Origin of the sequence: Enterobacter sp. 01-M-03-SI-ECC, from assembly GCF_047530215.1 — a bacterium.
Lineage (GTDB): Bacteria > Pseudomonadota > Gammaproteobacteria > Enterobacterales > Enterobacteriaceae > Enterobacter > Enterobacter chengduensis.
The window spans coordinates 75,004-101,346 of sequence record NZ_JBLKDA010000017.1 but is presented as its reverse complement, the minus strand read 5'-3'; the positions used below and the strand labels follow the sequence as shown (position 1 = coordinate 101,346).

At 55.1% G+C, this 26,343-nt stretch carries 30 protein-coding genes and 3 tRNA genes; 12 read left to right on the top strand and 21 right to left on the bottom strand.

Annotation, left to right across the window (positions count from 1 at the left end; genetic code table 11):
• Nucleotides 1-2 precede the first annotated feature (2 nt).
• The 12 genes from ACMWKK_RS16270 to ACMWKK_RS16215 all read right to left on the bottom strand — a co-directional run bounded on the left by ACMWKK_RS16270 (nt 3) and on the right by ACMWKK_RS16215 (nt 9,402).
• On the bottom strand, nt 3-500 hold the full coding sequence (locus tag ACMWKK_RS16270) for a spore coat U domain-containing protein (protein WP_045327546.1): 498 nt from the start codon (nt 498-500) through the stop codon (nt 3-5).
• A 32-nt stretch (nt 501-532) separates the two neighbouring features.
• Complete coding sequence (locus tag ACMWKK_RS16265; RefSeq protein WP_045327549.1) at nt 533-1,075, bottom strand: helix-turn-helix transcriptional regulator; 543 nt, start codon at nt 1,073-1,075, stop codon at nt 533-535.
• The gene (locus ACMWKK_RS16260; RefSeq protein ID WP_045327551.1) at nt 1,072-1,710 is read right to left on the bottom strand and encodes an EAL domain-containing protein; all 639 of its coding nucleotides are present in this window, start codon (nt 1,708-1,710) and stop codon (nt 1,072-1,074) included. Before ACMWKK_RS16260 ends, ACMWKK_RS16265 begins: the two co-directional genes overlap by 4 nt.
• A gap of 180 nt (nt 1,711-1,890) precedes the next feature.
• Entirely contained in the window at nt 1,891-4,182 is a 2,292-nt protein-coding gene (opgB, locus tag ACMWKK_RS16255; protein ID WP_112781638.1) for a phosphatidylglycerol--membrane-oligosaccharide glycerophosphotransferase, read from the bottom strand.
• 269 nt (nt 4,183-4,451) lie between these two features.
• Complete coding sequence (locus tag ACMWKK_RS16250) at nt 4,452-4,934, bottom strand: DUF2501 domain-containing protein (RefSeq protein WP_112781606.1); 483 nt, start codon at nt 4,932-4,934, stop codon at nt 4,452-4,454.
• An 83-nt stretch (nt 4,935-5,017) separates the two neighbouring features.
• Nucleotides 5,018-5,755, bottom strand: coding sequence for a DNA replication protein DnaC (dnaC, locus tag ACMWKK_RS16245; protein ID WP_045327555.1), 738 nt, complete (start codon nt 5,753-5,755; stop codon nt 5,018-5,020).
• Nucleotides 5,752-6,297: a primosomal protein DnaT gene (dnaT, locus tag ACMWKK_RS16240; protein WP_045327557.1), complete on the bottom strand. Its 546-nt coding sequence runs from the start codon at nt 6,295-6,297 to the stop codon at nt 5,752-5,754. Before dnaT ends, dnaC begins: the two co-directional genes overlap by 4 nt.
• 148 nt (nt 6,298-6,445) lie before the next feature.
• A complete protein-coding gene (locus ACMWKK_RS16235) occupies nt 6,446-6,874 on the bottom strand; it encodes an organic hydroperoxide resistance protein (protein WP_013095463.1) in 429 nt (142 codons plus the stop codon).
• Between the two features lie 83 nt (nt 6,875-6,957).
• Complete coding sequence (locus ACMWKK_RS16230; RefSeq protein ID WP_112781607.1) at nt 6,958-7,410, bottom strand: MarR family winged helix-turn-helix transcriptional regulator; 453 nt, start codon at nt 7,408-7,410, stop codon at nt 6,958-6,960.
• Nucleotides 7,411-7,451: 41 nt separating this feature from the next.
• A complete protein-coding gene (locus tag ACMWKK_RS16225; RefSeq protein WP_045327560.1) occupies nt 7,452-8,093 on the bottom strand; it encodes a TetR family transcriptional regulator in 642 nt (213 codons plus the stop codon).
• Between the two features lie 68 nt (nt 8,094-8,161).
• Nucleotides 8,162-8,635 (bottom strand): threonine/serine exporter, encoded by a 474-nt coding sequence (locus ACMWKK_RS16220; RefSeq protein WP_045327562.1) that lies wholly within the window; start codon nt 8,633-8,635, stop codon nt 8,162-8,164.
• A complete protein-coding gene (locus ACMWKK_RS16215) occupies nt 8,626-9,402 on the bottom strand; it encodes a threonine/serine ThrE exporter family protein (RefSeq protein ID WP_045327564.1) in 777 nt (258 codons plus the stop codon). The genes ACMWKK_RS16220 and ACMWKK_RS16215 overlap by 10 nt, the downstream gene beginning before the upstream one ends.
• A 411-nt stretch (nt 9,403-9,813) precedes the next feature.
• On the opposite strand from ACMWKK_RS16215, the gene ACMWKK_RS16210 reads away from it, so the two are divergent.
• Together ACMWKK_RS16210 and bglJ are read left to right on the top strand one after the other, a co-directional pair.
• The gene (locus ACMWKK_RS16210) at nt 9,814-10,551 is read left to right on the top strand and encodes a helix-turn-helix transcriptional regulator (protein ID WP_045327566.1); all 738 of its coding nucleotides are present in this window, start codon (nt 9,814-9,816) and stop codon (nt 10,549-10,551) included.
• The gene (gene bglJ / locus ACMWKK_RS16205) at nt 10,548-11,183 is read left to right on the top strand and encodes a DNA-binding transcriptional activator BglJ (RefSeq protein ID WP_112781608.1); all 636 of its coding nucleotides are present in this window, start codon (nt 10,548-10,550) and stop codon (nt 11,181-11,183) included. The genes ACMWKK_RS16210 and bglJ overlap by 4 nt, the downstream gene beginning before the upstream one ends.
• A gap of 38 nt (nt 11,184-11,221) precedes the next feature.
• On the opposite strand, the gene ACMWKK_RS16200 is transcribed toward bglJ, so the two are convergent.
• Nucleotides 11,222-11,680, bottom strand: coding sequence for a YbaK/EbsC family protein (locus tag ACMWKK_RS16200; protein ID WP_045327570.1), 459 nt, complete (start codon nt 11,678-11,680; stop codon nt 11,222-11,224).
• Nucleotides 11,681-12,008: 328 nt separating this feature from the next.
• Here ACMWKK_RS16200 and ACMWKK_RS16195 point away from each other — a divergent pair, with 328 nt between their 5' ends.
• Nucleotides 12,009-13,355: a PTS sugar transporter subunit IIC gene (locus ACMWKK_RS16195; protein ID WP_048994492.1), complete on the top strand. Its 1,347-nt coding sequence runs from the start codon at nt 12,009-12,011 to the stop codon at nt 13,353-13,355.
• A 100-nt stretch (nt 13,356-13,455) separates the two neighbouring features.
• Here the strand turns inward: ACMWKK_RS16195 and fhuF are convergent, their stop codons facing one another.
• Nucleotides 13,456-14,244 (bottom strand): siderophore-iron reductase FhuF, encoded by a 789-nt coding sequence (fhuF, locus tag ACMWKK_RS16190; protein ID WP_112781609.1) that lies wholly within the window; start codon nt 14,242-14,244, stop codon nt 13,456-13,458.
• Nucleotides 14,245-14,339: 95 nt separating this feature from the next.
• Nucleotides 14,340-15,404, bottom strand: coding sequence for a GGDEF domain-containing protein (locus ACMWKK_RS16185; RefSeq protein WP_112781610.1), 1,065 nt, complete (start codon nt 15,402-15,404; stop codon nt 14,340-14,342).
• Nucleotides 15,405-15,619: 215 nt separating this feature from the next.
• On the opposite strand from ACMWKK_RS16185, the gene ACMWKK_RS16180 reads away from it, so the two are divergent.
• On the top strand, nt 15,620-15,889 hold the full coding sequence (locus ACMWKK_RS16180; RefSeq protein ID WP_045327576.1) for a DUF1435 domain-containing protein: 270 nt from the start codon (nt 15,620-15,622) through the stop codon (nt 15,887-15,889).
• A gap of 41 nt (nt 15,890-15,930) precedes the next feature.
• On the opposite strand, the gene ACMWKK_RS16175 is transcribed toward ACMWKK_RS16180, so the two are convergent.
• The 4 genes from ACMWKK_RS16175 to rsmC all read right to left on the bottom strand — a co-directional run bounded on the left by ACMWKK_RS16175 (nt 15,931) and on the right by rsmC (nt 17,461).
• Nucleotides 15,931-16,016: transfer RNA gene (locus tag ACMWKK_RS16175), tRNA-Leu, on the bottom strand.
• Nucleotides 16,017-16,058: 42 nt separating this feature from the next.
• A tRNA-Leu gene (locus ACMWKK_RS16170) sits at nt 16,059-16,145 on the bottom strand.
• Between the two features lie 28 nt (nt 16,146-16,173).
• A tRNA-Leu gene (locus ACMWKK_RS16165) sits at nt 16,174-16,260 on the bottom strand.
• Between the two features lie 172 nt (nt 16,261-16,432).
• Nucleotides 16,433-17,461: a 16S rRNA (guanine(1207)-N(2))-methyltransferase RsmC gene (rsmC, locus tag ACMWKK_RS16160; protein ID WP_112781611.1), complete on the bottom strand. Its 1,029-nt coding sequence runs from the start codon at nt 17,459-17,461 to the stop codon at nt 16,433-16,435.
• Nucleotides 17,462-17,563: 102 nt separating this feature from the next.
• Between rsmC and ACMWKK_RS16155 the strand changes: the two genes are divergently transcribed.
• The 8 genes from ACMWKK_RS16155 to ACMWKK_RS16120 all read left to right on the top strand — a co-directional run bounded on the left by ACMWKK_RS16155 (nt 17,564) and on the right by ACMWKK_RS16120 (nt 23,925).
• The gene (locus ACMWKK_RS16155; RefSeq protein WP_045327579.1) at nt 17,564-17,977 is read left to right on the top strand and encodes a DNA polymerase III subunit psi; all 414 of its coding nucleotides are present in this window, start codon (nt 17,564-17,566) and stop codon (nt 17,975-17,977) included.
• Nucleotides 17,946-18,389 (top strand): ribosomal protein S18-alanine N-acetyltransferase, encoded by a 444-nt coding sequence (gene rimI, locus ACMWKK_RS16150; RefSeq protein WP_112781612.1) that lies wholly within the window; start codon nt 17,946-17,948, stop codon nt 18,387-18,389. Before ACMWKK_RS16155 ends, rimI begins: the two co-directional genes overlap by 32 nt.
• A gap of 19 nt (nt 18,390-18,408) precedes the next feature.
• Complete coding sequence (gene yjjG / locus ACMWKK_RS16145; RefSeq protein ID WP_045327584.1) at nt 18,409-19,086, top strand: pyrimidine 5'-nucleotidase; 678 nt, start codon at nt 18,409-18,411, stop codon at nt 19,084-19,086.
• 91 nt (nt 19,087-19,177) lie between these two features.
• The gene (gene prfC, locus ACMWKK_RS16140) at nt 19,178-20,767 is read left to right on the top strand and encodes a peptide chain release factor 3 (protein WP_112781613.1); all 1,590 of its coding nucleotides are present in this window, start codon (nt 19,178-19,180) and stop codon (nt 20,765-20,767) included.
• A gap of 299 nt (nt 20,768-21,066) precedes the next feature.
• The gene (gene osmY, locus ACMWKK_RS16135) at nt 21,067-21,684 is read left to right on the top strand and encodes a molecular chaperone OsmY (RefSeq protein WP_112781614.1); all 618 of its coding nucleotides are present in this window, start codon (nt 21,067-21,069) and stop codon (nt 21,682-21,684) included.
• A gap of 127 nt (nt 21,685-21,811) precedes the next feature.
• Nucleotides 21,812-21,973, top strand: a complete 162-nt coding sequence (locus ACMWKK_RS16130; protein ID WP_003856556.1) for a DUF1328 domain-containing protein — start codon at nt 21,812-21,814, stop codon at nt 21,971-21,973.
• A gap of 120 nt (nt 21,974-22,093) precedes the next feature.
• Nucleotides 22,094-23,146 carry a patatin family protein gene (locus ACMWKK_RS16125; RefSeq protein ID WP_045327587.1) on the top strand — a complete coding sequence of 351 codons (1,053 nt, stop codon included), beginning with the start codon at nt 22,094-22,096 and terminating at the stop codon, nt 23,144-23,146.
• Entirely contained in the window at nt 23,143-23,925 is a 783-nt protein-coding gene (locus tag ACMWKK_RS16120; RefSeq protein ID WP_112781615.1) for a TatD family hydrolase, read from the top strand. The genes ACMWKK_RS16125 and ACMWKK_RS16120 overlap by 4 nt, the downstream gene beginning before the upstream one ends.
• Here the strand turns inward: ACMWKK_RS16120 and ACMWKK_RS16115 are convergent.
• Both ACMWKK_RS16115 and ACMWKK_RS16110 read right to left on the bottom strand, forming a co-directional pair.
• On the bottom strand, nt 23,920-24,780 hold the full coding sequence (locus tag ACMWKK_RS16115; protein WP_112781616.1) for a YjjW family glycine radical enzyme activase: 861 nt from the start codon (nt 24,778-24,780) through the stop codon (nt 23,920-23,922). The genes ACMWKK_RS16120 and ACMWKK_RS16115 overlap by 6 nt on opposite strands.
• Nucleotides 24,755-26,290 (bottom strand): YjjI family glycine radical enzyme, encoded by a 1,536-nt coding sequence (locus ACMWKK_RS16110; RefSeq protein WP_112781617.1) that lies wholly within the window; start codon nt 26,288-26,290, stop codon nt 24,755-24,757. Before ACMWKK_RS16110 ends, ACMWKK_RS16115 begins: the two co-directional genes overlap by 26 nt.
• Nucleotides 26,291-26,343: the final 53 nt, after the last annotated feature.

The window sequence follows — 26,343 nt, the reverse complement described above, 5'->3', positions numbered from 1 at the left end:
GATCAGTACACCAGGTTTAAGGTGACGTCGTCGCTGTAGGCACCCGCCTGCGCGGTCGTCAGGGCACCTGCGTCAATCACGCCATAGAGCGTCTCTTTCTGCTCCTGGCCGTTGCCGGTGTCGGTGAGCCCATCGGTGCTGGTGATTTGCGTCTGTTTGCCTTCATCAGCAAAGAGTTTCCAGGCAATCTTCTGTGCGCCCGTTTCGCCGTTTTCCGGCTTCAGCCAGAAGGTGCCGTTATCACTGCTATCGTTGCTGGTGGCCGAGAGGGTGAACGGGGTACCGTTGGTACAGACGATATCAACCTGCGTGCTGGCCTGGATTTCGCTCGATTCATCCGAGCCATGGCGCGAGAAGTTGAGGTCGTTAGCTTTGAGCGTGCACGACTTCACGACCTCAAGTGAGACGTGCATCGTCGCGCTTGCGGTACTGTCTGCGGCGATTGCGGCAACAGGAAGCAGGAGAGCGGAACAACATACAGCAGCGTTGATAATTTTCATGATCGTATTTCCTGACGTGAGTAACAGTGCAATTACAATGTGAAAGACCGAGCGTCCAGCAGGCAGAGTTTTCGATGGAAATCCGCCAGGCTGTGACAGCAAAACTTGTTCATCGCGTTACGCTTGTGGGTGTAGATCGTTTTAGGTGACTTATTCAGGATTTTTGCGATGCGGACCGGACTGAATCCTTTGTGCAGCAGCATGCATACCCGCATCTCCTGATACGAGAGCGTGGCGGCGTTTTCGAAGGCGAATGTCGTGTCGCTAAAGCAGCGGCTCAGCTGCGCAAGAGAGAGGTTATCTGCGACCACCCTGACCCGCTCGTTGCGCAGGCAGGCGTTAACGTCGCAGACCCGCGCGGCATCCGTAAATACCAGCCAGTTCTGTCCGACGTGCGTATTGCGCAGCAGCGTCTGCAGGCGCAGAAGCCCTTGCGGAGTAACGTCATCGATCCAGTGCATCTCCGGGCAGGGGGTGACGGCGGCTGAAATCATCGAGCTGAGGCCAAGCCATAAAAACGCATTGCCGCTCAGGACGATAGCCTGATAGCCAGCATTCGGAATAAAGGGCGTCATTTTCTGCCCCACAGATAGCCCTGGCCATAGTCGGCCACGCTGGCACGGGCCAGCGCGAAATCACCCGCAGTTTCAATGCCTTCTATCAGCACCTTGCTGGCGACGCGCTTGCACTGGCGGGTGAGATGCAGGAACTTCTCCTGCTCGGTGCGTCCGCTCCAGAAGGTATGCTTGTCAATTTTGACGCCGCAGAAGCGGATCTGGCTGGTCAGGAGGTCGGGAAGAATGTCTTCGCAGACGTCGTCAGCCCACACTTCAATCCCCCACTGATGGAGCGTTGCGATGCATATCCGCAGAGCCTGGCTTTGCGCGCCGTCGAGCTGCACCAGCGTATGGAGGTCGGTGACCTCGATGGCAAGCTTCGCCGGGAAGGGCGTCTCTTCTTTGAGCCTGTCGAGGAAGTCCGTTTCCAGCAGCAAATCCGACGTCGCATTGAGATAATACTTGTCGCCCGCCTCGCAAAACATGGCATGACGAAGCTGCGCAAAGAAGTGTGCTTTACGCTGCGTCAGGGGCATTGAGTCAAAGTAGTCTTCGAGATTGACGTGGGGCTTTGCCGTGGACAATACCTCCCAGGCAATGACATTTTCACTGCGCAGTGCCCGGATGGATTCGAACTTATAGCCGGTTAGCATAATAAAAGTGCGTAACGCTCCGTGGTGACTTCAGAAGCTGCACATTTTATGGATTTGGCTTTTTTGCGGGATATTTATAAATTAAAACGGCTGATATAAAGTGTTTTTATCTTATTTATAATGAATTTATAGAATTATTTATTTTCATAAGTGCCCGGCGGAAGGCCGGGCACGCGCGGGTTACCCTTGTGTACTGACGATCTTGATTTCTACCATGCCGATGCCGAGCTCGCGCGGTGAGTGCCCAAGGATATTCCCTTCGTTCGTCGCCTGCGGGTCGGGCGGCACAATCACCAGCGTGTTGCTGCGGGATGGGTTTTCAAAATGCAGCGTGTGCGTGGACACGTCGTTTCCGAGCGTCAGGATCTGCTCCCGATCGCCCACGCGCACCGGCACGGGCTTGTTGGCGTTGGGTCCGTATGCTCTGGCCGTGATCACGAGGTCAAATTGTTCGGGCAGGGGATGGGTGTACTCAATTTTCACCTCGTTGCCCAGCTGCGCGTTGGACCAGCGGCCCCAGGACTCCGGACGCGAGATGCCGCTAAACTGCTTCACTTCCTCAGGCGCGCCGGCCACGTTAAAGATAAAGCTGTCCGCCTTGTAGCGAATATCGTTATCGACGGTTTTCAGCATGTCGACATTGTGCTGATAGCGCGCGGTATCAATCACCGTAGCGTTAAATGCGGTTTTGCCTTTCCACTGGGCGCTATCGACGTGCTGCACGGTTTGCTCCCCGCCAAGCTGCCCCTGAGAGACGCACCAGTCGGTCGAGAGCGCCAGCGGCTGCGACCAGAGCTGGCCCATTTTGTAACATCTGTCGACCCAGACGAAATTATCGCGTGGCGCAAAATCGGCCAGCTGATAGCGCAGCGGCGCGGAATACTCGCTTTCCGGCAGCGGCTCAACGCGCCCCTCCGACACGCGCACCAGCAGCGGCAGACGGAATGTGCTGCCCGAGAAGGCAATCGTGTTTTTATCCCGATCGACGGTGAAATCCTTCATCTCTTTCGGGAAGTTCCACAGGCGGATGATGTCTGGCTTCCAGGCGAGGATTTTTTCCTTCATGTTGAGGAACACTTCCGACAGGGATTGCCCCGACAGCGTGCTGCGGCCGAGGCCGATAAAGTTGTCGCCGCCCAGGATGTCCAGCACGGTGGCGCCGTTATCCATCGAGTTGCGTTTGGTGGCGATCTCCTCCTGCTGCGGCTGGTCGCCGCGCAGGACAAAGAACAGGTTGCTGCGATCCTGCTTGTTGAGCTGGTCCCAGGCGCTGTTTTTCATCGCCAGATGGTCAGACGAGACGACGATGACGGTGTTTTTAAACCAGGGCGAGGCTTTGATTTTCTCGACCAGCGCGGCAATGTGCTCCTGGCTGCAGGTGACGGCGCTGAACGATTTGTTGTTTTTGCCATCAATCTCATAGCTTTTGCGCTTACAGGAGCGCGAGACAAACCCGTCCGGATGGTGGGTATCCACCGTCAGCGCGAAAAGGGAGAAGCGCTTGCCCGCGCGGGAGAGTTCTTCAAATTTCTTCCAGGTTTCGTCGAGCACCGTATCGTCATAGAAGCCCCAGTCGTTGCGGTAGGTCGGATCGGCAACCGTCGTTTTTAACTCTTCCGAGCCATACAGGTGGTCAAAACCGTGGGATTTCAGGAACACGTCTTTTCCGGCGAAGCGCAGGTTTGCCCCCTGCACAAAATAGTTTTCATAGCCGGAGTTTTTCAGGATATCGCCGAGGCAAATATTCTGCGGGAAGAAGGTCGACATCGAGGCGGAGGCGTTACCTTCAAAAGGCGCGAACAGCGGGATACCGCACTGGGAGGCCACCATCCCGGCAATTGTATAATCCGTACCGGGCAGCTGCATGGTGTGGCTGAAATCGAGCCCCTCATTTTTCAGCGCCCCCAGGTCTGGCGTCAGGTCAGGGAAGGCATCGTTATCAAAATACGTGCGCTCCAGGCTTTCGCCGTAGATGTAGACCAGGTTGAGCTTCGGGTTGGCGATCGTTTTCGACGGCTCTTTATAGTAAGCCGCGAAATCAGGATCGCCGTCGCGAGACTGGGACTTCACCAGCTCGGCGATCTGATGGAACGCCGGGCTGGCGTCGACGGAGGCCAGCGCCAAAAATAACGCCAGCAGGCTGTAGCCATGATGGTGCGGATGATGGCGACGTCGACGCAGCACCCAGGCCAGCGCGCCAAAAATCGTCACCAGCGCGACGATAAGGCCGAGCCCCGGAAGAATGTATTTGCCCACCCCCGCGCCCGTCAGGCTGTTCGTCAGCGTGTAGAGCACCGCATCGTTAATACCGTCACCGGTAAAGTAATCGCTGGCGTATAAGGTAATGTTTAAAATAATAAAAATGCCGAGCACCACCAGCGTGACGATAAACCACCAGGTGTGACGGCCAGCTTTGCAGGCGTAAACGCCGACGGAAGCCAGAAAAAGGATAAGAGACAAGAGTTCAGACAACAGCATATCCTCGTGACGCCAGATGCTTCGCTGGCTAACTGTTTATTTTTGGGGCATACAATGTAATTGCGATGTCGTTCAGCTGCAATTTTAGTGTCACGAAAGTGTACTGTTATTAGGATTTGGTTTAGAAAACCGTTTTTATGAAGACGTGCACATCCTGACAAACGGACGCTGAGACGGTGGCAGGCAGGAAAAACGCTCATTTAGCGCCGCGCTGCAAGACTATCGCATTAAACGCGGCGTGTTGTGGCAGAAAATGGGATGGATCAGGAGAGGAAATTCACGCCCTGTTTCAGCACCAGATCGCAGGCTTTGGTTTTCACCTGTTTTGCCAGAGAGGAGTTGCCGAGGGTGCTCAGGTTAAGCTGCTGGCCGTTCTGCGCGTTAAGCAGGCCCTGAATGCCGTCCATATAGTTGGTGTCCGCTTTCTGCTCCTGGGTATCCAGGCCCAGCTTACCCAGCACCTGGTTTTTGATGTTTTGCGCGTCGGTCACGGAAGCCAGCTTTTGCTTCGCGCAATATTCCAGAATTCCCGCCGCATTGTTCATCGTGCCCGCGCTGAGGCTCTGGGAGCTGTTGCCCAGCAGGCTGGTGAGTGAGGAAGCGGAAAGCCCGCCCTGAGAACTGCCGCTCTCTTTGGTCAGCTGGTTCGCTGCACTCGAGAGGGAATCTTGCCAGGACGCCGCTTGCGCTGCGCCGGTCACCAGCAGCGCGCCTGAAAAGGCGCTGATAAGGATCTGTTTTTTCATCGTGGCTCTCTCAAAAAGGTCCGTTTTGGGCCGAAGGGGTTCCAGTATATACCTGCGCCCTGACGGCGATTCCTGGAACTGTCTTAATACTCTTTGCCGGTGACGCGGCTGCGGTAACTGTCCCAGTCGAAGATGACGTACAGGCTGTTACCCAGCTTCATGCGGTCCATGACGCGTTCCCCCAGTAAGCGGGTCATCTCGTCGATGTTGTGGTTCGTCAGCATGCCGGTGGGGCGTTTGGACGAGGAGCGGCGATCGACAATCTGGTTGATGATCACTTTTTCATAGCGGGATTCTGTCTGCACGCCAATTTCGTCGATGACCAGCAGGTCCACATTGCTCAGATCGTTAAGCAGCTGTTCTTCGCTGGTTTCGCGGTTGCTGAAGGTGTCTTTCATCGCGGACATGATATCGGCCACGGTGATAATGAGGACTGACTTACCCCGCAGAAGCAGCTCGTTGCAGATAGCGGCTGCAAGGTGGTTTTTTCCGGTGCCCGGCTTACCGCTAAAGATGAAGCTGGCGATATTGCCGTCGAATTCGTCCACGTACTGCCGCGCGGCGGCCAGCGCGTTCATCTGCCCGGTGGTCTCAATTTTATAGTTATCGAACGAGCAGTTCTGGTGCAGGGGGCGGATACCGGAGCGGTTAAAGGTGCGCTGCATTTTCATCGCCCGGTTTTCCCGGGCGAGCGCGGCGGCGCGGATCTCGCCTTGCTCCTTTTGCCACGCCAGCAGCTCTTCGCCCGTGGTGAAAGCGGGCTTCACGTTGGCAGGCATCATTTTTTGCAGACGTTTCATCAGGTCGCCGACGTTCTTCATTTCGCACCTCGGAATCCGCTGGGGATCTGTTTATCCGGTTCTGAAAACGCGTTGATATCGCGCTTGGGCTGGCCGTTATTGCTGGCGCGAGCGATTTGCAGATGTCGCGCGAGCTTTTGCTGCCACTGAATATGGGTGAAAACTTTACCTTCTGCCTGCCACCAGGCGGTGAACGCGGCGAGCTCTTCCGCGGTGACCGGTTGGGTTAACGCAATGCCCCACAGCGCGGCCTGCCGCTGGAAATCGGCATCCGGTTGCCAGCCCGCGTAGAGGGCGAATTTGCCCATCGGAACGGTCACGGGGACGTTAACCGGTTCATCAAAGAACTGGTTGTCCAGGGTGACGTCGCTCGCCGGGCGTGACAGTTGCGCTTCGATCTCCAGAAGCCGTGCCAGACGTTCCGGCGTAATGGCGTAAAACGCCGGAGCGTTGTCGGCAAAAACCGCAACCGTGCCGCCTTCGGCGTGGCTCAACACACCGCGCGGGTCGCGCATAAAGGCATCAATGCCAGCAATGCTGGTGGTCAAAATTCTTGAGGACATAACGCTTACTCTACTGATGACTACGGGCGTGATATGGGCTTATGGTAGCACAGAGAGGGGAAAGGGAAGGAGGGGATTTCCCCGGTGGCGCTGCGCTTACCGGGGCTACAGTCGTAGGCCTGATAAGCGCAGCACCATCAGGCAGTTATCACGCGATGATGTTCAGCGTGACGTCGATGTTGCCGCGGGTCGCGTTAGAGTACGGGCAAACAATGTGCGCCGCGTCCACCAGCTTTTTGGCTTCCGCTGGATCCATACCCTCAACGTGGATGTTCAGTTTTGCTTCGATACCAAAACCGGTCGGCAGCGGGCCAATCCCCACTTCACCTTCAATAAACGCCTCTTTTGGCAGGGTAAATTTGTCGCGCGCGGCCACAAACTTCATCGCGCCCAGGAAGCAGGCGGAGTAGCCTGCAGCAAACAGCTGTTCAGGGTTGGTCACTTCGCCGCCCATGCCGCCCATCTCTTTCGGCACACCCAGCTTTACGTCCAGTACGCCATCGGAGGAGGTGGCACGACCGTCACGGCCACCGGTTGCTTTGGCTTTGGCGGTATAAACGACTTTTTCTAAAGACATGGCAGGTTCCTCATCTTGCTTTAATTTGCGCTATTAAATAGCGTGCGATGTATATGGGTAATAATCACGCGTAAAGTATAGCTTTACGCGCGGTGAAGCTGTTGTCGCAAAAGTTCGAGCTGCTGTTTGAGCGCCAGCAGAGTGTCGGTATCACACTGCGCGGCACAACCCACCGCATGGGGAATACCCAATGCCTGCTGCTGAAGCTCACGTCCCGCGTCACTCAGCGTGACGGCAACCTGACGTTCGTCTTTACGCGAACGGTGGCGGTTGATGAACCCGGCGCTTTCCAGCCGCTTTAGCAGCGGCGTCAGGGTCGCAGAATCAAGAAACAGCCGTTCGCCGATGTCCGACACCGTTATATCATCCTGCTCCCACAGCACCAGCATCACCAGGTATTGCGGGTAGGTGAGGTTCAGCGGGGCCAGCAGCTGCCGGTACAGCTTGTTAAGCGCCAGGTTTGCCGAATAGAGGGCAAAGCAGAGCTGGTTATCCAGCCTGAGCGCAGCGGTTGCATCGTTCGTTTTCGCGTTCATGAGATGAATATAGATAGTGCACGATATAATTGCAAGCAATTTTATGGGCAGGTGTAACGGAGCGCGACCTGAACGGCCATTTTGCGGTAGTGCTGGCGCTGGGCCTGTTCGTCCGCACCGTCTTCAAACAGGAGCGTGAAGGTGTAGCTGTTGGCCACGTAGTGAAAGCTGAAGCTGCTGATCAGGCGGTGAAGATCGCGGGCGTCAACCGTCTGGCTGAAGAGCTGTTTTTCTTTCCCCCTGTGCAGGATCCCCTCCAGCAGGTCGAGCGCGCTGCGGTTGACCTGGCGAAGATAGCTCGACTGCTGCATGAAGCGGCCGCGCTGCATGTTTTCCATGCAGATAATCCGGATGTAGTCTGGGTGGTCCGCATGATAGTCGAAGGTGGTTTCGACCAGGTTAACCAGCGCTTCGACCGGGGGCATTCCCGCCAGGCTTAGCGCCTTTTCACTGGCGCGAATTTGCGTGTAAACGTGTTCCAGAACCAGAAGGTAGAGATTCTCTTTGTTCTTAAAATGGTAAACCACCATGCGTTTGGTGGTACCTGCTTTCTCCGCGATCTGCTCCATGCGGGCACCGTTCAAACCATACTCGGCAAAAAGCGCGATGGCGCTCTGAAAAATTTTCTCTTTCAGGCTGGATTCTTCACCGTGCTCAGGGTGTTCGCTGCCAGGGTTAGCCACATCCTTTCCTTATTTTTCGCCAAACGGACCAGAAAGATTATCCCCATGACAGCGAAATAACACAAATATCAAACGCGTGGGCGTTTGCGGTACAGCCACAGCCCGGGGATCGACAGCCCGATAGAGAGCGCGCCGACGATGGACGATGCCTTAAGAAAGTTGCTCAGAAGAAGGATCATCTGAGGCTCGGTGTAGCCAAAATGGCTGATTTTCACCGCAGAAATCATCGCCGTATACGCCGATATGCCCGGGAACATTGGGATCACGGCGGCGACGGTGAACACTTTGGGGTGCGCCAGGTACCAGCGCGACCACTGGATGCCAATACTGCCAACCAGCATGGAAGCCATAAATGTTGACCATTCGATATTAAAGCCCGCGGTCATCATCACCATTCGCGAGCCATGGCCAATCGCACCCAGCAGCGCACACCACGGCAGCGCGCGTTGCGGGACGTTAAATACCATCGCAAAGCCGACGGCAGGAATGGCGGCCAGAAGCATGTCCTGCGCCAGCGCCAGCACAAAATCGATCACGCCCATCCGCGTAGCCCCCAGAGCGTCATGGCCATGACCACGCCGATGCAGGTCGCCAGCGTCAGCAGGCTGGCGATAGCCCAGCGTGCCAGACCGGTATTAATGTGCCCTTTAAACATGTCGGCGACGGCGTTGATCAGCGGGAAGCCCGGGACCAGCAGCAGCACGCTGGCGGCCATGGCAATCGTCGGCGTGTTGGCAAACTGCGGCAGGCGCAGCAGCAGACCGGAAACCGTGGTGGCGACAAACGCGGTAATGCAGAAGTTAATTTGCGGGTGCAGCTGCCGGTGCGTCAGCAGCTGGCGCACATACATGGCGATACTGCTGGCGAAAAAGGTGACGATCGCACCATCCCAGCCGCCTTTATTGAGCTTACAAAAGCAGGCGCAAGAGAGCCCTACCATCAACACGACGAGCCAGCGCGGATAACGTAATGGCTTAATCTGGTTGAACCGTTTCTCAATTTCGTGGAGATCGAGAAGCTTATGTTCAGCCAGGATGACGATGTGCTGCACTTCGGTCACGACGTGCATGTTAATGCCGCGGTCATGGTTTTTGCGGGTGGAGGTCAGGCACTGACCGTCTTTGATCGTGGTCAGCACAATGGCGTTGGATGAGATCGCGCTTTCAACGCTATCCATACCCAGCGCCCGTCCCAGCCGGGTGGAAAGCTCCTCGACCAGCGCGCTTTCCGCGCCGTGCTGGAGTAGAAAAAGACCGCACTGAATACATAGCCGCGTGATAGCACGCTGCGTTGACCGATCTGCCTGCATGTATTGTCCTGAAGAAGATGGAAAGTTGCCGCCTGGCCCATAGTGATTACTTTTAGCACAAAGTGCCGTGTCTCTTGCTGTGGGCCAGATCAAGGTTTATGCAAACAGTTTCAGCGCGTATGGCGAAAGGGGAGGCGGGATTAATTTATCAATGCCATGAATTATTAATATGGAAATATAAAATATTTGTATTTAGTTATTCTAATTTTAGATTGTCGTTATTTTAATGGCTACGCAATTAATTTTATTTGCGCTTTATGAGATATTACCGATGTTTTAGGCGTTTCTTAAACTAAGAACATATCTCATCTTCTGCTTGTATTAATCAGTTTTACACTCAGGGACGAAAAAACTCATACATTGATGCGTTTTAACGTTACACATCAAATGAAGAATGGACACGGAGGGTCTATGTTGTCATTACATGGCAAGCATTGCGTTGTCATTAGCCGGATACCCGTGATGCAAAACGGGTTAGGGGGCGTGATGGCTCGCCATTTCCCGGATTTTGAACTGACCTATTGCCGCTCACTGCAGGAGCTGACGCTGCTCCAGTTACGCCGCGCAGATGTCATTATTGCTGATATTTCAGGTGAATACCGGAATCCTCGGGGCACCCTCGAAGAGTATTACAGTTTATTGAACCAATACCGGGATATTCACTGGATCTTTTTAGTCTCGCGGCCGCTTTACCCTATCGCGGTTGAGTTGCTTATGCGCCCGGAAAGTACGCTGCTTTCTGATATGGAGCCTATTGAAGGCGTGGTTAACGCTATTCGGGCAGGCAGCGAGCGCGCAGAGCGGATAAGCCAGACGTTATTGACCCCAGAACCTCAAAGTACGGAGGAGGAAGACGAACACATTATCGCGCTCACGCACTCCGAACGTAAGGTACTGCGTCTGTTAGGTAAAGGATGGGGGATTAACCAAATCGCCACATTGCTCAAGAAGAGCAATAAAACCATTAGCGCGCAAAAAAACAGTGCAATGCGACGGCTGTCTTTACGCAGTAATGCCGATATGTACGCCTGGATCAACAGTACGCAGGGAATGAGAGAGCTGAGTTTGATGTCAGCCTATGGAGAGTTCGAGGAATGGAAAAAACCGATTCAACAAGACATATCGCCATCGTCGAAAATTGCACGATGAGTGCCGTTGGGCTGCAGCATCTTTTTGCGAGGCCCAACCTGAATCATTACCAGCTGCATCTGTTTAGCGAATTTGACAGCTTTAAGAAAGCGCTTCAGCATGTCAATTTTTTCTCGCTGATCTATTCACTTTCCGATGCGCGAGAGGAACGTCGTAACTGTCTGGCACATCTGCGGGATCTCGCGTTTACGCATGGTCATATTCAGCGCATTATCCTGGTCGCGGATGAGACGGAAGCACGGTTAATCACCCATCTTTCGCCGTCACGCCTGCACGGTGTGGTGAGTAAATCGCTGACGCTTGAGCATCTGCAGCAGGAGCTCATGGTATTGCTGAGTGAAACGCAGCGCATCAATGACAATATGATGAATCACTGGTACCGCAGCCAAAACAGAATGTTAAGCCCAACGGAACGGGCAATATTGCGCTATATGTCGTGCGGCTATTCCATTCCTCAAATCGCGGCACAGCTTGAACGCAATATTAAGACCATCCGGGCGCATAAGTTTAATGCGATGGTGAAGCTGGGGGTGAATTCTGACGTAGGGTTGCTCGATGCAGCGGATATTCTTACTCACCTTCCGGTAAGAGAACCACGAAGTTCGGCACTCAGCAAGCCGACCTTTTTATAACCTGCCTGTTGCGCGCCAGACAGGCTCTGGCGCATCAATCAGATGCAAACATCCACCCACTTTGCGGAAGTCAGCTCCGCCATTCTGTCGGGGGAAATACGCACGGCACTGTGAATTGCGCCTGCGGCAGGCAGGACTTCGGCATACTGCTTTAATGAGATATCGCAGTAAACCGCGAGCGGATTTTCCAGCCCGAACGGGCATACGCCACCCACGGGATGACCGGTGATGGTCACCACTTCATCACTGCTGAGCATGCGCGCTTTCGCACCAAACGTCTCTTTCAGCTTTTTGTTATCCAGGCGGGCATCGCCTTTCGCCACCACCAGGATCACCTCATTTTTTACCTTTAATGATAAGGTCTTGGCGATTTGTCCCGGTTCAACGCGATGGGCGGCAGCTGCCAACGCAACGGTAGCGGTACTCTGGCTAAGCTCAATGACGTCGATATCCGGCGCGTTGTCGGCAAAAAATTGCTGTACAGACTGCAAACTCATTATTTCCTCCTGACAAATATCCTGCGTAATCTGTCATAAGAAATTATGCTCTGTAAATATCTCTAAGGTAACAAATATCCTGAACGGCTGATTTCTGGATCCTCTTCACAATCACGGAAACCGGTTACAGTAACCGGTTGCAGAGCGTGATGCGTCGATTAATACTGAGTGCGTAACGTCCCCTGTATCCAATAATAAGAGCAAATTATGAAACCATTTCGTCTGAGCAGTACCACTGGTACACAAGCCAGCAAGGTTGTGAAGCTGATTTATGGAACAACGTGCGGCGCGAATGTGCCCGTAACAAATATTTGACAGGAGAGCTGCCATGTCTGCCAACCATGCTGCGTTTAACCTGATATTCCGTTTCGTAGAAAATTACGTCAGCCCAATTGCCGGGCGGATCTCTTCCCAGCGTCATGTTATGGCTATTCGCGACGGGTTCATCTCCGCGATGCCGTTTATGATCGTGGGTTCATTCTTGTTAGTGTTCGCTTACCCACCTTTTTCGCCTGATACGACCTGGGGTTTCGCCCGCGCCTGGCTGGATATGGCGAAGCAGTTTGAAGGCCAGATCCTGACGCCGTTTGATATGACGATGGGCATTATGTCCATCTATATCTGTGCGGCCATCGCCTATAACCTGGGCAAACACTATGTCAAATCGCACCAGTTAGACCCGTTTATGTGCGCCATGCTGTCGCTGATGGCGTTTCTGCTGGTTGCGGCCCCGAAAACGAAAGGCACGCTTCCTGTCGACAGCCTGGGCGGGACGGGGATTTTTACCGCGATTCTGGTGGCGATCTACTGCGTTGAGATGATGCGTTTCCTGAAAGCGCATAACATCGGTATTCGCCTGCCGGACCAGGTTCCGCCGATGATCAAAAACTCTTTTGATCTGCTGATCCCTGTGCTGGTGGTGGTATTGACCCTCTATCCTCTGAGCCTGGTGATTCAGTCTCAGTTTGGCATGCTCATCCCGCAGGCCATTATGTCGGTCTTTAAACCTCTGGTCTCCGCCGCGGATTCCCTGCCTGCGATCCTGCTGGCGGTGTTGATTGGCCATCTGCTGTGGTTCGCCGGGATCCACGGCGCCGCCATCGTCTCCGGGATGCTGCAGATGTTCTGGCTCACGAACCTGGGCGCTAACCAGACGGCGCTGGCCGCCAGCCAGCCGCTGCCGCATATTTTTATGGAGGCGTTCTGGACCTTCTTTATCGTGATTGGCGGATCGGGCGCTACGATGGGGCTGGTGATTTGCTATCTGCGCAGCCGTTCCGCACATTTACGCTCTATCGGGCGTTTGAGCGTGGTGCCCAGCTTCTTTAACATCAACGAACCCGTCATTTTCGGTACGCCGATTGTGATGAATCCGGTGTTCTTTATTCCGTTCCTGCTGGCACCGATGGTCAACGCCGTTCTGGCCTGGGCGGCGATGTCGTTTGATTTGATTGGGCGCGTCATCTCGGTCGTTCCCTGGACGGCACCGGCGCCGATAGGCGCAGCGTGGGCCCTGGGCTGGGATTTCCGCGCGGCTATTCTGGTTGTAGTGCTGGCCTGCGTATCGGCAATCATCTACTTCCCGTTCTTCAAAGTGTACGAGAAGCAGCTGCTGGAGCAGGAAGCGGAAGAAGCCCAGCGTAGCGCGGAAGAGGACAATCAGCAGGTCGCCTAGGTATAAGCGTTGTGCCGGGTGGCGCCTGCGCCTTACCCGGCCTACGAGTTGAGGTTTTTGTAGGCCCAGTAAGCGAAGCGCCACCGGGCAATACACCGCTCTACTTCAGCGTGCAATCCCCGCACTGCTTAACGTCCGGCAGGCGATAGCGCTGGCAGCAGGTGCGGCGAACCAGAAGCCCGTCACGGAGCACGACGGTACGGAATAACGGGTTGTCACGGCCATCGGAAAGCTGTTTTGCAAAGAAACAGGACTGGCGCAGGGCCTCCACGTTCTCATCCCCAAGCAGCGGCTTCATTTCCGTTAAATACCAGTGGATTAAATAGCCCGTATTGCTCCAGATAAGCTTCGCGTTTATCTCTCCCGTCGCGTCAAGCACCTCAACCACCGGGATAAGGGCCTGCGTGATAAGCCGCTCCATGCGTTCCTGAGCCGTCAGGCGTTCAGCATTCTGGTCTTCGTGAAGATCGATCCAGAAACAGGCCGCGCGCCCGGTTTCGTGGAACTCGACGTGGAAATTATCCGGTGAGAGTTCGAGCATGCTCTTTTGCGTTAACAGCGCCAGCATCAGGGGCGGCACCATCAGCCCGATATACCACTGCGCCCAGAGAGAGAGCAGCGGTTTATTTTCCCGCGTCAGGGTGGGCTGATTGCGGTAAATATGGTCGGAATAGGCGGCCAGCAGCGATTGCAGTTTTGACGGCTGTCGCCACTCCGAGAGCGTCATGGCGTGGGCGGGGGGCGCTTCATCAAGCCGGATAAAGTCCAGCAGGTGGGCGCGCGTTTCCGCAATCTTGTCCCGTATCGCATCCGCAAGCGAAGCATTCCCGCTGGTGAGGGGCGCTCGCCAGAGGAGGGGTTCGACGATGTGTGCGGTATGCGTGGCCATAGTATAGATAGAAATCTAAATGATAATGATTGCCAATCCTAACTATTGCTCATACCAATGGCAAGACTTTTGTCCTGGAGACATCGTCGTGATGTTTACGCCGTCTGCAGCTCTTCACTCAACAGAATGTTATTGCGACCCATGTGCTTGGCTTCGTAGAGGGCTTTGTCCGCTTTTTCCAGCGCACCTTCCACGTCTTCATCCCCGAAGATAGCAATGCCAATGCTGATGGTGACGTTTGTCGCAACACTCTCGTTAAACAGGTGCGGGATTTTCAAATCGTAGACTTTCTGACGGATCCGCTCGGCCGTCTGGCGGGCATGTTCGAGTGAGATATTGGTCAGCAGCACCATAAATTCTTCCCCACCAAAACGCGCCACAATATCGCGAGAACGCACGGCGTCGCGAATTGCCGCAGAGACGCGCTTCAGCGCCTGGTCGCCCATCATATGGCCATAATGGTCGTTATAGGCTTTGAAGTGATCGATATCCATTAGCAGGACAAAATGCTCGCCATTTTCTACCGCCGGCAGGTTCTCCAGACGGCTTTGCAGACCGCGACGGTTATATAGCCCGGTGAGCGGGTCCATCATGCTGAGATCGGTAAGAGTTTCTCGCTCTTCCAGCAGGCGAGAAAGCAGCTCCTGGGCGAAACGGTCGTTACGCCTTTGCAAAATGTTATGAATAGCAATCGCCACCACAGGAAGTGCGAAAGAATAGGTCATTCTCAGCCATATATCGTGATCGCTTAGCCACAGGCAGACAATAAAGGTGGGCAGTGAGTGCAGCGTAAATGCTTTGATATTACTGGCGAATGCCAGTGTGCCGATAAAAAGCACCGTCAACAGGGCGATTAACAAATACGTCGCAGGGTCGTGGGTAATTAAGGCGAATTTGGACACAATTTGCCACGCCCACATAATACCGAAGATCCCTGAAACGAGAGGAATATTTATCTTCCGCGTCTTCTTTCTCCAGTGCCAGACGAACAGCCCAGTGCTAATGCAGAATATAGCAATAAGTGGGACGGAGAACAGGCGTACGGAATTGAGCGGGTTTGTTACCGAGAACACTGCTGAGGTTGCGTTCAGAAATAAAAACAAACGTAACGACAACTGATATTTTCTGTGAACCAAAGACCGCCAGGATTGTGATGTCATAGTCGTACGTTTTTATTAAAATTTAATTAAAACAAATAAGTAGCTGTTGTTTCGTAATAAAATATGCAAAAAACTCAAAGAGTAATTATCAGAAAATCTTTAGATGTTGTTAACAGGTGTGCAATTTATCACCTTAGGCAATTCCTGTCATTACGGGAAAGGTAAAGGTCAATGGATTTTGATTCATTCAGCTGACAAATGATAATGCCTGTCATATGATATTGGTTATCATTATCGTTATAAGAGGGCGGATCATGTTGAACAGGGCGCTGGGAAGTGGTTGGGGGGTATTGCTGCCGGGAGCCATTCTCGGCGGTTTGATGTTTGCCGATCTCTCCCTTGATACCTGGAAAGCGATCATTGTTGCTGGACTGTTAGTCACGTCAGGCATGATCTGGCATAAACAATTACGGCACTTTGTCCTGCTGCCATCTTGTGTAGCACTGGTCAGCGGAATTCTGGTGATACTGATGAGTTTGAAATAACGGGAAAAACAAGGGGAACGTCAGAAGGGATGTAAGATAATTGGTGCGAGGGGGGGGACTCGAACCCCCACATCCTAAGGACACTAACACCTGAAGCTAGCGCGTCTACCAATTCCGCCACCTTCGCACAGTCATCTTACTCTTTATTGTTATGTTGATATCGCCTCGTTGGTGCGAGGGGGGGGACTCGAACCCCCACATCCGTAAGGACACTAACACCTGAAGCTAGCGCGTCTACCAATTCCGCCACCTTCGCCCAGTGCGAGCAATATCATTGTGATTTATGGTGCGAGGGGGGGGACTCGAACCCCCACATCCGTAAGGACACTAACACCTGAAGCTAGCGCGTCTACCAATTCCGCCACCTTCGCATACCATCGATACTGTAAAAGTATCGTAACCACGGAGGCGCATTCTAGATGTTTTCAGCTTTACGTCAACTGAAAAGTGCTCACCTTTTATTGATTGCTGCAAAAATGGTCGGAACGGAGACGCCTGCTTGCCGGATAGTGATTGCGCTTATCCGGCAAGCAGGGGAGGCGATTACTTTTTGGCCTGACGCGTCATCACGGTGCGGTAGACCTTAAAGCGGCCGGTCTGGGCGATGACTTCGTGGAAGCCAAAGGTTTCGTCCAGCACTTTCGGGTACGCCAGAAAGGCGTTGGCGACAATACGCAGCTCGCCGCCGCTGTTGAGGTGACGGACCGCGCCACGGATCAGCGTTTGTGCCGCTTCCAGGCTGGTCTCCATACCGTCGTGGAACGGCGGATTAGAGATGATCATGTCGAAGCGACCGGTGATGTCGGAGAAAACGTTGCTGGCAATCACCTCGCCTTCAATGCCGTTTGCGGCAAGCGTTGCGCGGCTGGCTTCTACCGCCGGGGCGCTCACGTCACACAGGGTTAAGCGCACTTTTGGTGAATGGCTCGCAAGCACGGTCGAGAGAACGCCCGCGCCGCAGCCCACGTCCAACACTTTGCCTTTAGTGTGCGGCGTCAGGGTAGAAAGCAGCAGCTTGCTGCCCGTATCCAGCGCGTCACGGCTGAACACGCCCGGCAGGGTTTTGATGGTCAGGCCGTCAAGCTGGTACTCGTCCCAGTAAGACTGCGCATCAAACGTGGTCTGTTTTTCCAGACGGCCATGGTACAGCCCACAGCGGCGAGCGCTGTCGACCTTATTCAGCGGCGCGTAGCCTTCCAGCATCTGTTCCGCGCTGCGCACGCCGCTGCGGTTTTCACCGACTACAAAAATATCGCAGCCGACCGGCAGCAGAGAGAGCAGGTTCATCAGCTGAAACTGCGCTTCCGGTTTATTCTTCGGCCAGTAGTAGATCAGCGTATCGCAGTCGGCGATATCGCTCTGCTCTGCCACCAGGCTAAAGCGCGCGCGCTCGCCCATCTGGCGGCTCAGCACCTGCCAGTGGTGGTAGTACTGGGTGTGGGCACGGCTTTCAGCACAGTCGAAACGCGCGGGCAGGTCATCCTGCATATCTCCGGCAAACAGAATACGGCTCTCTTCGAAATCATCACTGTGACGCAGCAAGACTTCACTTGCCGGGGTAAATGCAGACATGAATTGTTCCTCAATAAACTCAGGCGGGGATTATAGTAGGTAGATGGCGCAGTTTCGACACATTTGCTATATTTGCGCGCCTGAGAGACAGGAGTTTTCCCTATGACATCCCGACGAGACTGGCAGTTGCAGCAGCTGGGCATTACCCAGTGGGCTTTGCGTCGCCCGACGGCGTTGCAGGGCGAAATCGCCATCTCCATCCCGACGCACGTTCGCCTGGTGATGGTGGCGGAAGAACTGCCTGCCCTGAATGAACCCCTGATCGACGATGTCCTTCGCAGCCTGAAGCTGACGGCCGACCAGGTTTTACCGCTGACGCCAGAGCGTGTCGCGATGCTTCCTCCCGATAGCCGCTGTAACAGCTGGCGTATCGGAGAGACAAACGAGATCCCTCTCAAGGGGAGCCAGATCTGCTCGCCAGCGCTGGACGAACTGAAGGCCAACCCAAAAGCGCGCAGCGCGCTATGGCAACAAATCTGCGAATATGAACACGATTTCTTCCCTCACGACGGCTGACCTGACCACCGCGTTCGCGATTGAAACACGCGCTCACGCGTTTCCGTGGAGCGAAAAAACCTTCGCCAGCAATCAGGGCGAACGGTATCTGAACTACCGTCTGGACGTTGACGGTACTCTGGCCGCCTTCGCCATCACGCAGGTTGTTCTTGATGAGGCGACGCTGTTTAATATCGCGGTTGATCCCGCGTTCCAGCGCCGTGGGCTGGGAAGAGAACTGCTCGAGTACCTCATTCGTGAGCTCGAAACCCGTGACGTTTTCACCCTGTGGCTGGAGGTGCGCGCGTCGAATGTCGCCGCCATCGCGCTCTATGAAAGCTTAGGCTTTAACGAGGCGACAATCCGCCGTAACTACTACCCCACCGCAGAGGGACGTGAAGACGCCATCATAATGGCTCTGCCGATTGGATAATAAAGATAAGGTTGTAACGATGAAATGGGACTGGATTTTCTTTGATGCCGACGAAACGCTGTTTACGTTCGACTCGTTCGGCGGGCTACAGCGGATGTTTCTCGACTATAGCGTGACCTTCACCGCTGAAGATTTTCAGGACTATCAGGCGGTCAACAAGCCGCTGTGGGTGGATTACCAGAACGGTGCCATCACCGCGTTACAGCTTCAGCACCAGCGCTTTGACGTCTGGGCGGAACGGTTAAAGGTGAGTCCGGGGACGCTGAATGAGGCGTTCCTGAACGCGATGGCCGAAATCTGTGCGCCACTGCCGGGGGCGGTCTCCCTGCTGAATGCGTTGAAAGGCAAGGTGAAGCTGGGGATCATCACCAACGGTTTTACCGCCCTGCAGCAGATCCGCCTTGAGCGCACCGGCCTGCGCGATCATTTTGACGCGCTGGTGATCTCGGAAGAGGTTGGCGTGCCAAAGCCGGATCCGCGAATTTTCGACTACGCGCTGGCGCAGGCCGGCAATCCCGACCGCGATCGCGTTCTGATGGTGGGTGACACCGCAGAGTCAGATATTCTGGGCGGCATGAAGGCCGGCCTGTCGACCGTGTGGCTCAATGCCCATGGCCGCGAGAAGCCTGAAGGCATCGAACCGACCTGGACCGTGACGTCGTTGAACGAACTGGAGCAACTCCTGTGTAAACAATGATTGCCTGCCCCCTATTGATGGGTAAAATAGCCGCAATTTTGTATTCCATGATGCGTGGCGTGCTGCCGCGCTTATAAAAGAAGATTTAATTATGACGTTGTCTCCTTATCTGCAAGAGGTGGCCAAGCGCCGCACTTTTGCCATTATCTCGCACCCGGATGCCGGTAAAACGACCATCACTGAGAAGGTGCTGCTGTTCGGACAGGCGATCCAGACTGCGGGTACCGTAAAAGGCCGTGGCTCCAGCCAGCATGCAAAATCTGACTGGATGGAGATGGAAAAGCAGCGTGGTATTTCGATTACCACTTCCGTGATGCAGTTCCCGTATCATGACTGCCTGGTGAACCTGCTTGACACCCCGGGCCACGAAGACTTCTCCGAAGATACCTACCGTACCCTGACGGCGGTGGACTGCTGCCTGATGGTGATCGACGCCGCGAAAGGGGTAGAAGATCGTACCCGTAAGCTGATGGAAGTGACCCGTCTGCGCGATACGCCGATCCTCACCTTTATGAACAAACTCGACCGTGACATCCGTGACCCGATGGAGCTGATGGATGAAGTGGAAAACGAGCTGAAAATCGCCTGTGCGCCCATTACCTGGCCAATTGGCTGCGGTAAGCTGTTCAAAGGCGTTTACCACCTCTATAAAGACGAAACCTACCTGTATCAGACCGGCAAAGGCCACACCATTCAGGAAGTGCGCATTGTGAAAGGTCTGGACAACCCGGAACTGGACGTGGCCGTCGGCGAAGAGCTGGCCGCGCAGCTGCGCGACGAGCTGGAGCTGGTGAAGGGCGCGTCTCACGAGTTCGACAAAGAGCTGTTCCTGAGCGGTGAAATTACCCCGGTCTTCTTTGGTACCGCGCTGGGTAACTTTGGCGTTGACCACATGCTGGACGGTCTGGTGGAGTGGGCGCCGCAGCCGATGCCGCGCAAAACTGACACCCGTGAAGTGGAAGCGAAAGAAGAGAAGTTCACCGGCTTCGTGTTCAAAATTCAGGCCAACATGGACCCGAAACACCGTGACCGCGTGGCCTTTATGCGCGTGGTGTCCGGTAAATATGAAAAGGGCATGAAGCTGCGCCAGGTGCGTATCGGCAAAGACGTGGTGATCTCCGACGCGCTGACCTTTATGGCGGGCGACCGTTCGCACGTTGAAGAAGCCTATCCGGGCGACATCATTGGTCTGCACAACCACGGCACGATCCAGATCGGCGATACCTTCACCCAGGGTGAAATGATGAAGTTCACCGGTATTCCGAACTTCGCGCCGGAGCTGTTCCGCCGCATTCGTCTGCGCGATCCGCTGAAGCAGAAACAGCTGCTGAAAGGCCTGGTTCAGCTCTCCGAGGAAGGCGCCGTGCAGGTGTTCCGCCCAATCGCCAACAACGATCTGATCGTGGGCGCGGTCGGCGTGCTGCAGTTTGACGTGGTCGTCGCGCGTCTGAAGAGCGAATACAACGTGGAGGCGATTTACGAGTCTGTGAACGTCGCGACCGCGCGCTGGGTTGAGTGTGCTGACGTGAAGAAATTCGAAGAGTTTAAGCGCAAGAACGAAATTCAGCTGGCGCTGGACGGTGGCGATAACCTGACCTATATCGCCCCAACCATGGTGAACCTGAACCTGACCCAGGAACGTTATCCTGACGTTCAGTTCCGTAAAACCCGCGAGCACTAATCCCCTCTCAGAGCACGGCTGCCGCCGTGCTCTTCTTTAATTCCTGTCTTATTAATCCCTTGCGGAATGTTCTTAATTCAACGCAATTTCACGCTATTCGCGCGTTTTTTACCCAATTCCGAAAGCGGCTCTGCGAGAGTGATCTATATTTAACTCAGTGTTTAACACCGGGCATGGATAAATTAACTGTTCAATGCATGGCTTTAGGTTATCCATTTTGCCCGCGTGTTTATTCGCAATATATAAAACTACTAAGGATGTACGTAGCCCGAATAACGGGTCAACACAGGAATAGATCGATGAATATGACAAGACTGAAGATTTCTAAAACTCTGCTGGCAGTCACTCTGGGTAGCGTTCTGGTGAGCGGCTCCGCCCTGGCGGAAAGCAGCACCATGGATAAAGCACAGTCCACGGCCGATAGCGCAGGGCAAAAAATCGATAGCTCTATGAATAAAGTCGGCAATTTCATGGATGACAGCTCAATCACAGCAAAAGTGAAAGCCGCACTGGTGGATGATGAAGCCATCAAGAGCACCGATATTTCCGTTAAGACCGACAAGAAAGTGGTCACCCTGAGCGGTTTTGTTGAAAGCCAGGCTCAGGCTGAACAGGCGGTTAAAGTGGCGAAAGGCGTCGAAGGCGTCGCCTCCGTTAGCGATAAACTGCACGTGCGTGACGGTAAAAACGCGTCGATGAAAGGTTATGCCGGTGATGCCGCTACGACCAGCGAAATCAAAGCTAAACTGTTAGCAGATGACATCGTGCCGTCTCGTAAGGTGAAAGTGGAAACCACCGATGGCGTGGTTCAGCTTTCCGGTACGGTAGATTCCCAGGCGCAAAGTGAACGTGCCGAGTCCATCGCGAAAGCGATTGATGGTGTGAAAAGCGTTAAAAACGATCTGAAAACGAAGTAAGTCTGGACCCTTCGCCCGTCTGGTTAATACCGGCGGGCGATATAAGAACGATTCTGGAAAAACGCCGGTGAGTGGCCTGAGCGCTCACGTTTAGCGGCCGACATTAACTATGGTAAAGGAGAAGCTTATGTTTCGTTGGGGCATTATATTTCTGGTTATCGCGTTAATTGCCGCCGCATTGGGCTTTGGTGGACTGGCAGGTACAGCAGCATGGGCAGCTAAAATTGTCTTCGTTGTGGGTATTATTCTGTTCCTGGTCAGCCTGTTTACGGGGCGTCGACGTCCGTAGCAAACGCAATATTTCTTCAACAAAAAAAAGCCAGTCACTGCGACTGGCTTTTTCTTATTTGCGTAACAGGCCGGGTGCGTTACTGTGGTGTTATAAAATAATCAAAACAGGAAAGCAGAGGTGGGGCAACGAATTCCCGTTACGCTCGGCAATATTGCGCCGCTGACGTTAAAACCGTTCCACGCTGGTCAACTCGCACTGGTCTGCGAGGGTGGCGGACAGCGCGGCATTTTCACCGCAGGCGTGCTGGACGAATTTATGCGCGCGCAGTTCAACCCGTTTGACCTTTACTTCGGCACCTCCGCCGGGGCGCAGAATCTCTCTGCCTACGTTTGTAACCAGCCCGGCTATGCGCGCAAGGTCATCATGCGTTACACCACGGCCAAAGAATTTTTTAACCCGGTGCGCTTTGTGCGCGGCGGCAACCTGATCGATCTCGACTGGCTGCTGGAGTCAACCTCCAGCCAGATGCCGCTGGCGATGGACACCGCCGCCCGTCTGTTTGATAGCGGTAAAGAATTCTGGATGTGCGCCAGCCGGGGCGATGACTATTCGCCGGGCTATTTTTCTCCGCAGAAGGAGAACTGGCTGGACATCATCCGCGCCTCCAGCGCGATCCCCGGTTTTTATCGTACCGGCGCCCTGCTGGACGGCATTAGCTATCTGGACGGCGGGATCAGTGATGCGGTGCCGGTGCAGGAAGCCGCCCGGCGCGGGGCGAAAACCATTGTGGTGATCCGCACCGTGCCGTCGCAGATGTACTACACGCCGCAGTGGTTCAAACGGATGGAGCGCTGGCTGGGCGACAGCAGCCTGCAGCCGCTGGTGAACATCGCGAAGCAGCATGAAACCACCTACGGCGCGATGCAGCGCTTTATTGAAAAACCCCCGGGCAAGCTGCGTATTTTTGAAATCTATCCGCCGAAGCCGCTGCTGAGCATGGCCCTGGGCAGCCGCGTTCCTGCACTGCGCATGGACTACAAAACGGGGCGGCTGTGCGGGCGCTACTTCCTGGCGACGGTGGGGAAAATGCTGGCGGAGCAACCGCCGCTTCATCGGCATAAGCGCATTATTACGCCGCCTGCCGTTGTCGCCAACGACGCCCTGACGGTGCCGCTGGTGGATATTCCGCAGGCGAATGACGCTTTACTGGATAACGAGGATCTGGCGTGACGCACCGCTTTATCGATACCCACTGCCACTTTGATTTTCCGCCGTTTACGGGGGATGAAGCGCAAAGCATTGCGAAAGCGGCCGACGCGGGCGTTCAGGCCATTATTGTGCCGTCAGTGGAAGCGGCGTACTTTTCCCGCGTGCTGGATCTTTCTGCACGGCACCCCGCGCTCTATGCGGCGCTCGGCCTGCATCCGATCGTGATTGAACGGCATCGTGATGAGCACATTGAGAGACTTGATGAGATCCTGCAGACCGCAGGCGACAAGCTTGTCGCCATCGGCGAGATCGGGCTCGATCTTTATCGTGAGGATCCCCAGTTCGAGCGCCAGCAGACGATCCTCGACGCGCAGCTCAGGCTGGCGAAGCGCCACGATCTGCCGGTGATCCTCCATTCAAGACGCACCCACGATAAGCTGGCGATGCACCTGAAACGCATCGATCTGCCGCGCAGGGGCGTGGTGCACGGTTTTTCCGGCAGCCTGCAGCAGGCGCAGCGTTTTATCGAGCTGGGCTATAAGATCGGCGTCGGTGGCACCATTACCTATCCGCGCGCCAGTAAAACCCGGGACGTGATGGCGCAGCTGCCGCTCTCGGCGCTTCTGCTGGAAACCGACGCCCCGGATATGCCGCTGAACGGTTTTCAGGGGCAGCCGAATCGCCCGGAACAGGCGGCGCGCGTGTTTACCAGCCTGTGTGAGCTGCGAAAGGAGCCTGAAGAGGTGATTGCCGGTGCGCTGCTTGAGAATACCCGTGAGGTTTTTGGCATCACGCTATAGGTAAAGCGACGGACGGATCACCATTATCTTCTGCTTTTCCAGCGCCCGCGCCAGCGGTTCAACGTCTTCCGGCGTGGCGCTACGCCATGACGCCGCCTCGCCGTAAACGCCATGCGCATGAAACGCGTTGAGGCGCACCGGCACATTTCCCAGCCCGTGGATAAACGTCGTGAGCGCCTTGAGGTGTTCCAGATAGTCACACTGCTCCGGAATCACCAGCAGGCGGAGTTCCGTTAAACGGCGACGATCGGCCAGCCAGCGGATGCTCTGCTTGATCTGCGGGTTGTCGCGCCCGGTCAGGAAGCGATGATGCGCGTTCCCCCACGCCTTCAGATCCAGCATCGCGCCGTCGAGTACCGGCAGCAGTTTTTCCCAGCCGGTTTCGCCTAGCAGCCCGTTGCTGTCCACCAGGCAGGTTAACTGCTGCAGCTCAGGATCGGCTTTGATCGCGCGAAAAAGAGCGATTAAAAACGGCAGCTGTGTTGTGGCCTCGCCGCCGCTCACCGTGATCCCTTCGATAAACGGCGCTGATTTGCGGACCTGGGTGAGGATCTCCTCCACGTTGAAGCGGTGCGCCATGGGCGTTGCCTGCTGCTGGCACAGCTGCAGGCAGGTGTCGCACTGGCGGCAGTTGCTCTCCTGCCACCAGACGCGCCCGGCCTGGAGGGTCAGCGCGTCGTGCGGGCAGCGGGGCACGCAGTCTCCACAGTCGTTGCAGCGGCCAATCGTCCACGGGTTGTGGCAGGTTTTACAGCGCAGGTTGCAGCCCTGCAGGAACAGGGCCAGGCGGCTGCCCGGCCCGTCGACGCAGGAGAATGGAATAACCTGACTAACTAAAGCGCATCTGCTGTTCATGGCTAATCACGCGCGGCTGACGTTCCAGAATCCGGGTATTACGTGCGGCTTCTTCCCCCAGCCACGTGGTATTGGTGCGCGATCCGGCTTCCCGGTATTTCTCCAGATCCGACAGGCGCACCATGTATCCGGTGACGCGGACCAGATCGTTACCCGCCACGTTGGCGGTAAATTCACGCATGCCCGCCCGGAACGCGCCCAGGCAAAGCTGCACCACCGCCTGCGGATTGCGTTTTACCGTCTCATCCAGCGTCAGGATATCGCTTATCCCGGAAGCGTAGTGCTTGTGATGGGGAGCCACCGCCAGCAGATGGCTGATGGGATCCGGCTCGTCGCCGTAGGGCAGACGCGCCCCCGGCGTGGTGCCTGAATCCGAGCTGATGCCCGACTGCGCGTGGAGCATCGCGCGATGCTTCCAGCCGTGCTTCACCGGCGTGTTTTCCACGAACGCCGCAAGCTGTTCGCTGATGCGGTAGCCCAGCGCGTTGGCCTGTTCATCCTTTCCGTAGCGTCCCGCTATGCCTGCTTTCTCGCAGAGCGCGTTTACCGCCTCTGCCAGGCCGTACATGCCAAACATGGGTACAAACCGATCGGCATCAATCAGCCCCTCTTTCACCAGGAAGCTATTCTCAAAGAAGCCTGATTGTTGATAGAGGAAATCGCAGCGGGCATCAATGATGGCGATTTGCTGCTGGCAGTAGTGCGGAAGCGTGCGGGTGAAGAAGTCGTCAATGGAGGTGCTGCGTTCAGCAATGGCTTTGAGGTTCAGGCGAACCAGGGTGCTGCCACCGCCGGCCAGCGGCAGGGAGTTGTAACAGCTCACCACGCCAAAACGGCCTTTTGTGAAAATTTTATCATTCACCGGACCGTTTGAAACATGCGGTTTGCTGCATTCGCAAATGTTTTTCGCCACCTCAAGCAGCAAATCGTCCGGGGTGATTTCAGGGGCGTAAATAAAGGTCAGATTCGGCGCGACCTGCTTCAGTTCTGCATCGGCACGCAGAATGGCACGGGTAATGGGGCCATCGGCGGGCCCGATGTTTGCGTGCATAAACGCATCCGGCAGCGTGCGGTCAAGATAGCGCCAGAAACGTTTTACTCGGCTATCGATCTCTTCTTGTGTTAGAATTCTAACATATGGAGTTAATATCGCATCAAGGTGCCCCAGATAGACCGGCATCGATGTGACGGACGGAACATGATGGTACAGGATGGTTAACAGCGAGAGAGCGTCGTCGAGATCGTTTGCCCCTTCCAGCTCCAGCCATTCTGAGCCGTTAGCGAGGAATTTTGCGTAATCCGGCAGCACGTAGCGCGGTTTGAAAGGCGCATGGCCTTCGAACATGTCGCAGATGAACCCCTCGTCCAGCGCGGCGCGGGCGGCCTCAGGAAGTGCCGGATAAGGCAGATTGTTTTCCGCTTCCAGCGCCAGAAAATGACGCTTTTGTTCCGGGGTTAACACCGGGCTTGTCACAATGTGCTGGCAACGTTGTTGCAGGGCGTGGGGCATGTTCGCTTCCTTGAGTGTTCTGCGGATGATGAACGAATTGTAGGAAGCCAGCC

Coding starts and splice junctions, on each gene's coding strand:
- ACMWKK_RS16270 (WP_045327546.1), bottom strand. CDS start 500: ATGAAAATTATCAACGCTGCTGTATGTTGTTCCGCTCTCCTGCTTCCT.
- ACMWKK_RS16265 (WP_045327549.1), bottom strand. CDS start 1,075: ATGACGCCCTTTATTCCGAATGCTGGCTATCAGGCTATCGTCCTGAGC.
- ACMWKK_RS16260 (WP_045327551.1), bottom strand. CDS start 1,710: ATGCTAACCGGCTATAAGTTCGAATCCATCCGGGCACTGCGCAGTGAA.
- ACMWKK_RS16250 (WP_112781606.1), bottom strand. CDS start 4,934: ATGAAAAAACAGATCCTTATCAGCGCCTTTTCAGGCGCGCTGCTGGTG.
- dnaC (WP_045327555.1), bottom strand. CDS start 5,755: ATGAAGAACGTCGGCGACCTGATGAAACGTCTGCAAAAAATGATGCCT.
- dnaT (WP_045327557.1), bottom strand. CDS start 6,297: ATGTCCTCAAGAATTTTGACCACCAGCATTGCTGGCATTGATGCCTTT.
- ACMWKK_RS16235 (WP_013095463.1), bottom strand. CDS start 6,874: ATGTCTTTAGAAAAAGTCGTTTATACCGCCAAAGCCAAAGCAACCGGT.
- ACMWKK_RS16230 (WP_112781607.1), bottom strand. CDS start 7,410: ATGAACGCGAAAACGAACGATGCAACCGCTGCGCTCAGGCTGGATAAC.
- ACMWKK_RS16220 (WP_045327562.1), bottom strand. CDS start 8,635: ATGGGCGTGATCGATTTTGTGCTGGCGCTGGCGCAGGACATGCTTCTG.
- ACMWKK_RS16215 (WP_045327564.1), bottom strand. CDS start 9,402: ATGCAGGCAGATCGGTCAACGCAGCGTGCTATCACGCGGCTATGTATT.
- ACMWKK_RS16210 (WP_045327566.1), top strand. CDS start 9,814: ATGTTGTCATTACATGGCAAGCATTGCGTTGTCATTAGCCGGATACCC.
- bglJ (WP_112781608.1), top strand. CDS start 10,548: ATGAGTGCCGTTGGGCTGCAGCATCTTTTTGCGAGGCCCAACCTGAAT.
- ACMWKK_RS16200 (WP_045327570.1), bottom strand. CDS start 11,680: ATGAGTTTGCAGTCTGTACAGCAATTTTTTGCCGACAACGCGCCGGAT.
- ACMWKK_RS16195 (WP_048994492.1), top strand. CDS start 12,009: ATGTCTGCCAACCATGCTGCGTTTAACCTGATATTCCGTTTCGTAGAA.
- fhuF (WP_112781609.1), bottom strand. CDS start 14,244: ATGGCCACGCATACCGCACACATCGTCGAACCCCTCCTCTGGCGAGCG.
- ACMWKK_RS16185 (WP_112781610.1), bottom strand. CDS start 15,404: ATGACATCACAATCCTGGCGGTCTTTGGTTCACAGAAAATATCAGTTG.
- ACMWKK_RS16180 (WP_045327576.1), top strand. CDS start 15,620: ATGATATTGGTTATCATTATCGTTATAAGAGGGCGGATCATGTTGAAC.
- rsmC (WP_112781611.1), bottom strand. CDS start 17,461: ATGTCTGCATTTACCCCGGCAAGTGAAGTCTTGCTGCGTCACAGTGAT.
- ACMWKK_RS16155 (WP_045327579.1), top strand. CDS start 17,564: ATGACATCCCGACGAGACTGGCAGTTGCAGCAGCTGGGCATTACCCAG.
- rimI (WP_112781612.1), top strand. CDS start 17,946: ATGAACACGATTTCTTCCCTCACGACGGCTGACCTGACCACCGCGTTC.
- yjjG (WP_045327584.1), top strand. CDS start 18,409: ATGAAATGGGACTGGATTTTCTTTGATGCCGACGAAACGCTGTTTACG.
- prfC (WP_112781613.1), top strand. CDS start 19,178: ATGACGTTGTCTCCTTATCTGCAAGAGGTGGCCAAGCGCCGCACTTTT.
- osmY (WP_112781614.1), top strand. CDS start 21,067: ATGAATATGACAAGACTGAAGATTTCTAAAACTCTGCTGGCAGTCACT.
- ACMWKK_RS16130 (WP_003856556.1), top strand. CDS start 21,812: ATGTTTCGTTGGGGCATTATATTTCTGGTTATCGCGTTAATTGCCGCC.
- ACMWKK_RS16115 (WP_112781616.1), bottom strand. CDS start 24,780: ATGAACAGCAGATGCGCTTTAGTTAGTCAGGTTATTCCATTCTCCTGC.
- ACMWKK_RS16110 (WP_112781617.1), bottom strand. CDS start 26,290: ATGCCCCACGCCCTGCAACAACGTTGCCAGCACATTGTGACAAGCCCG.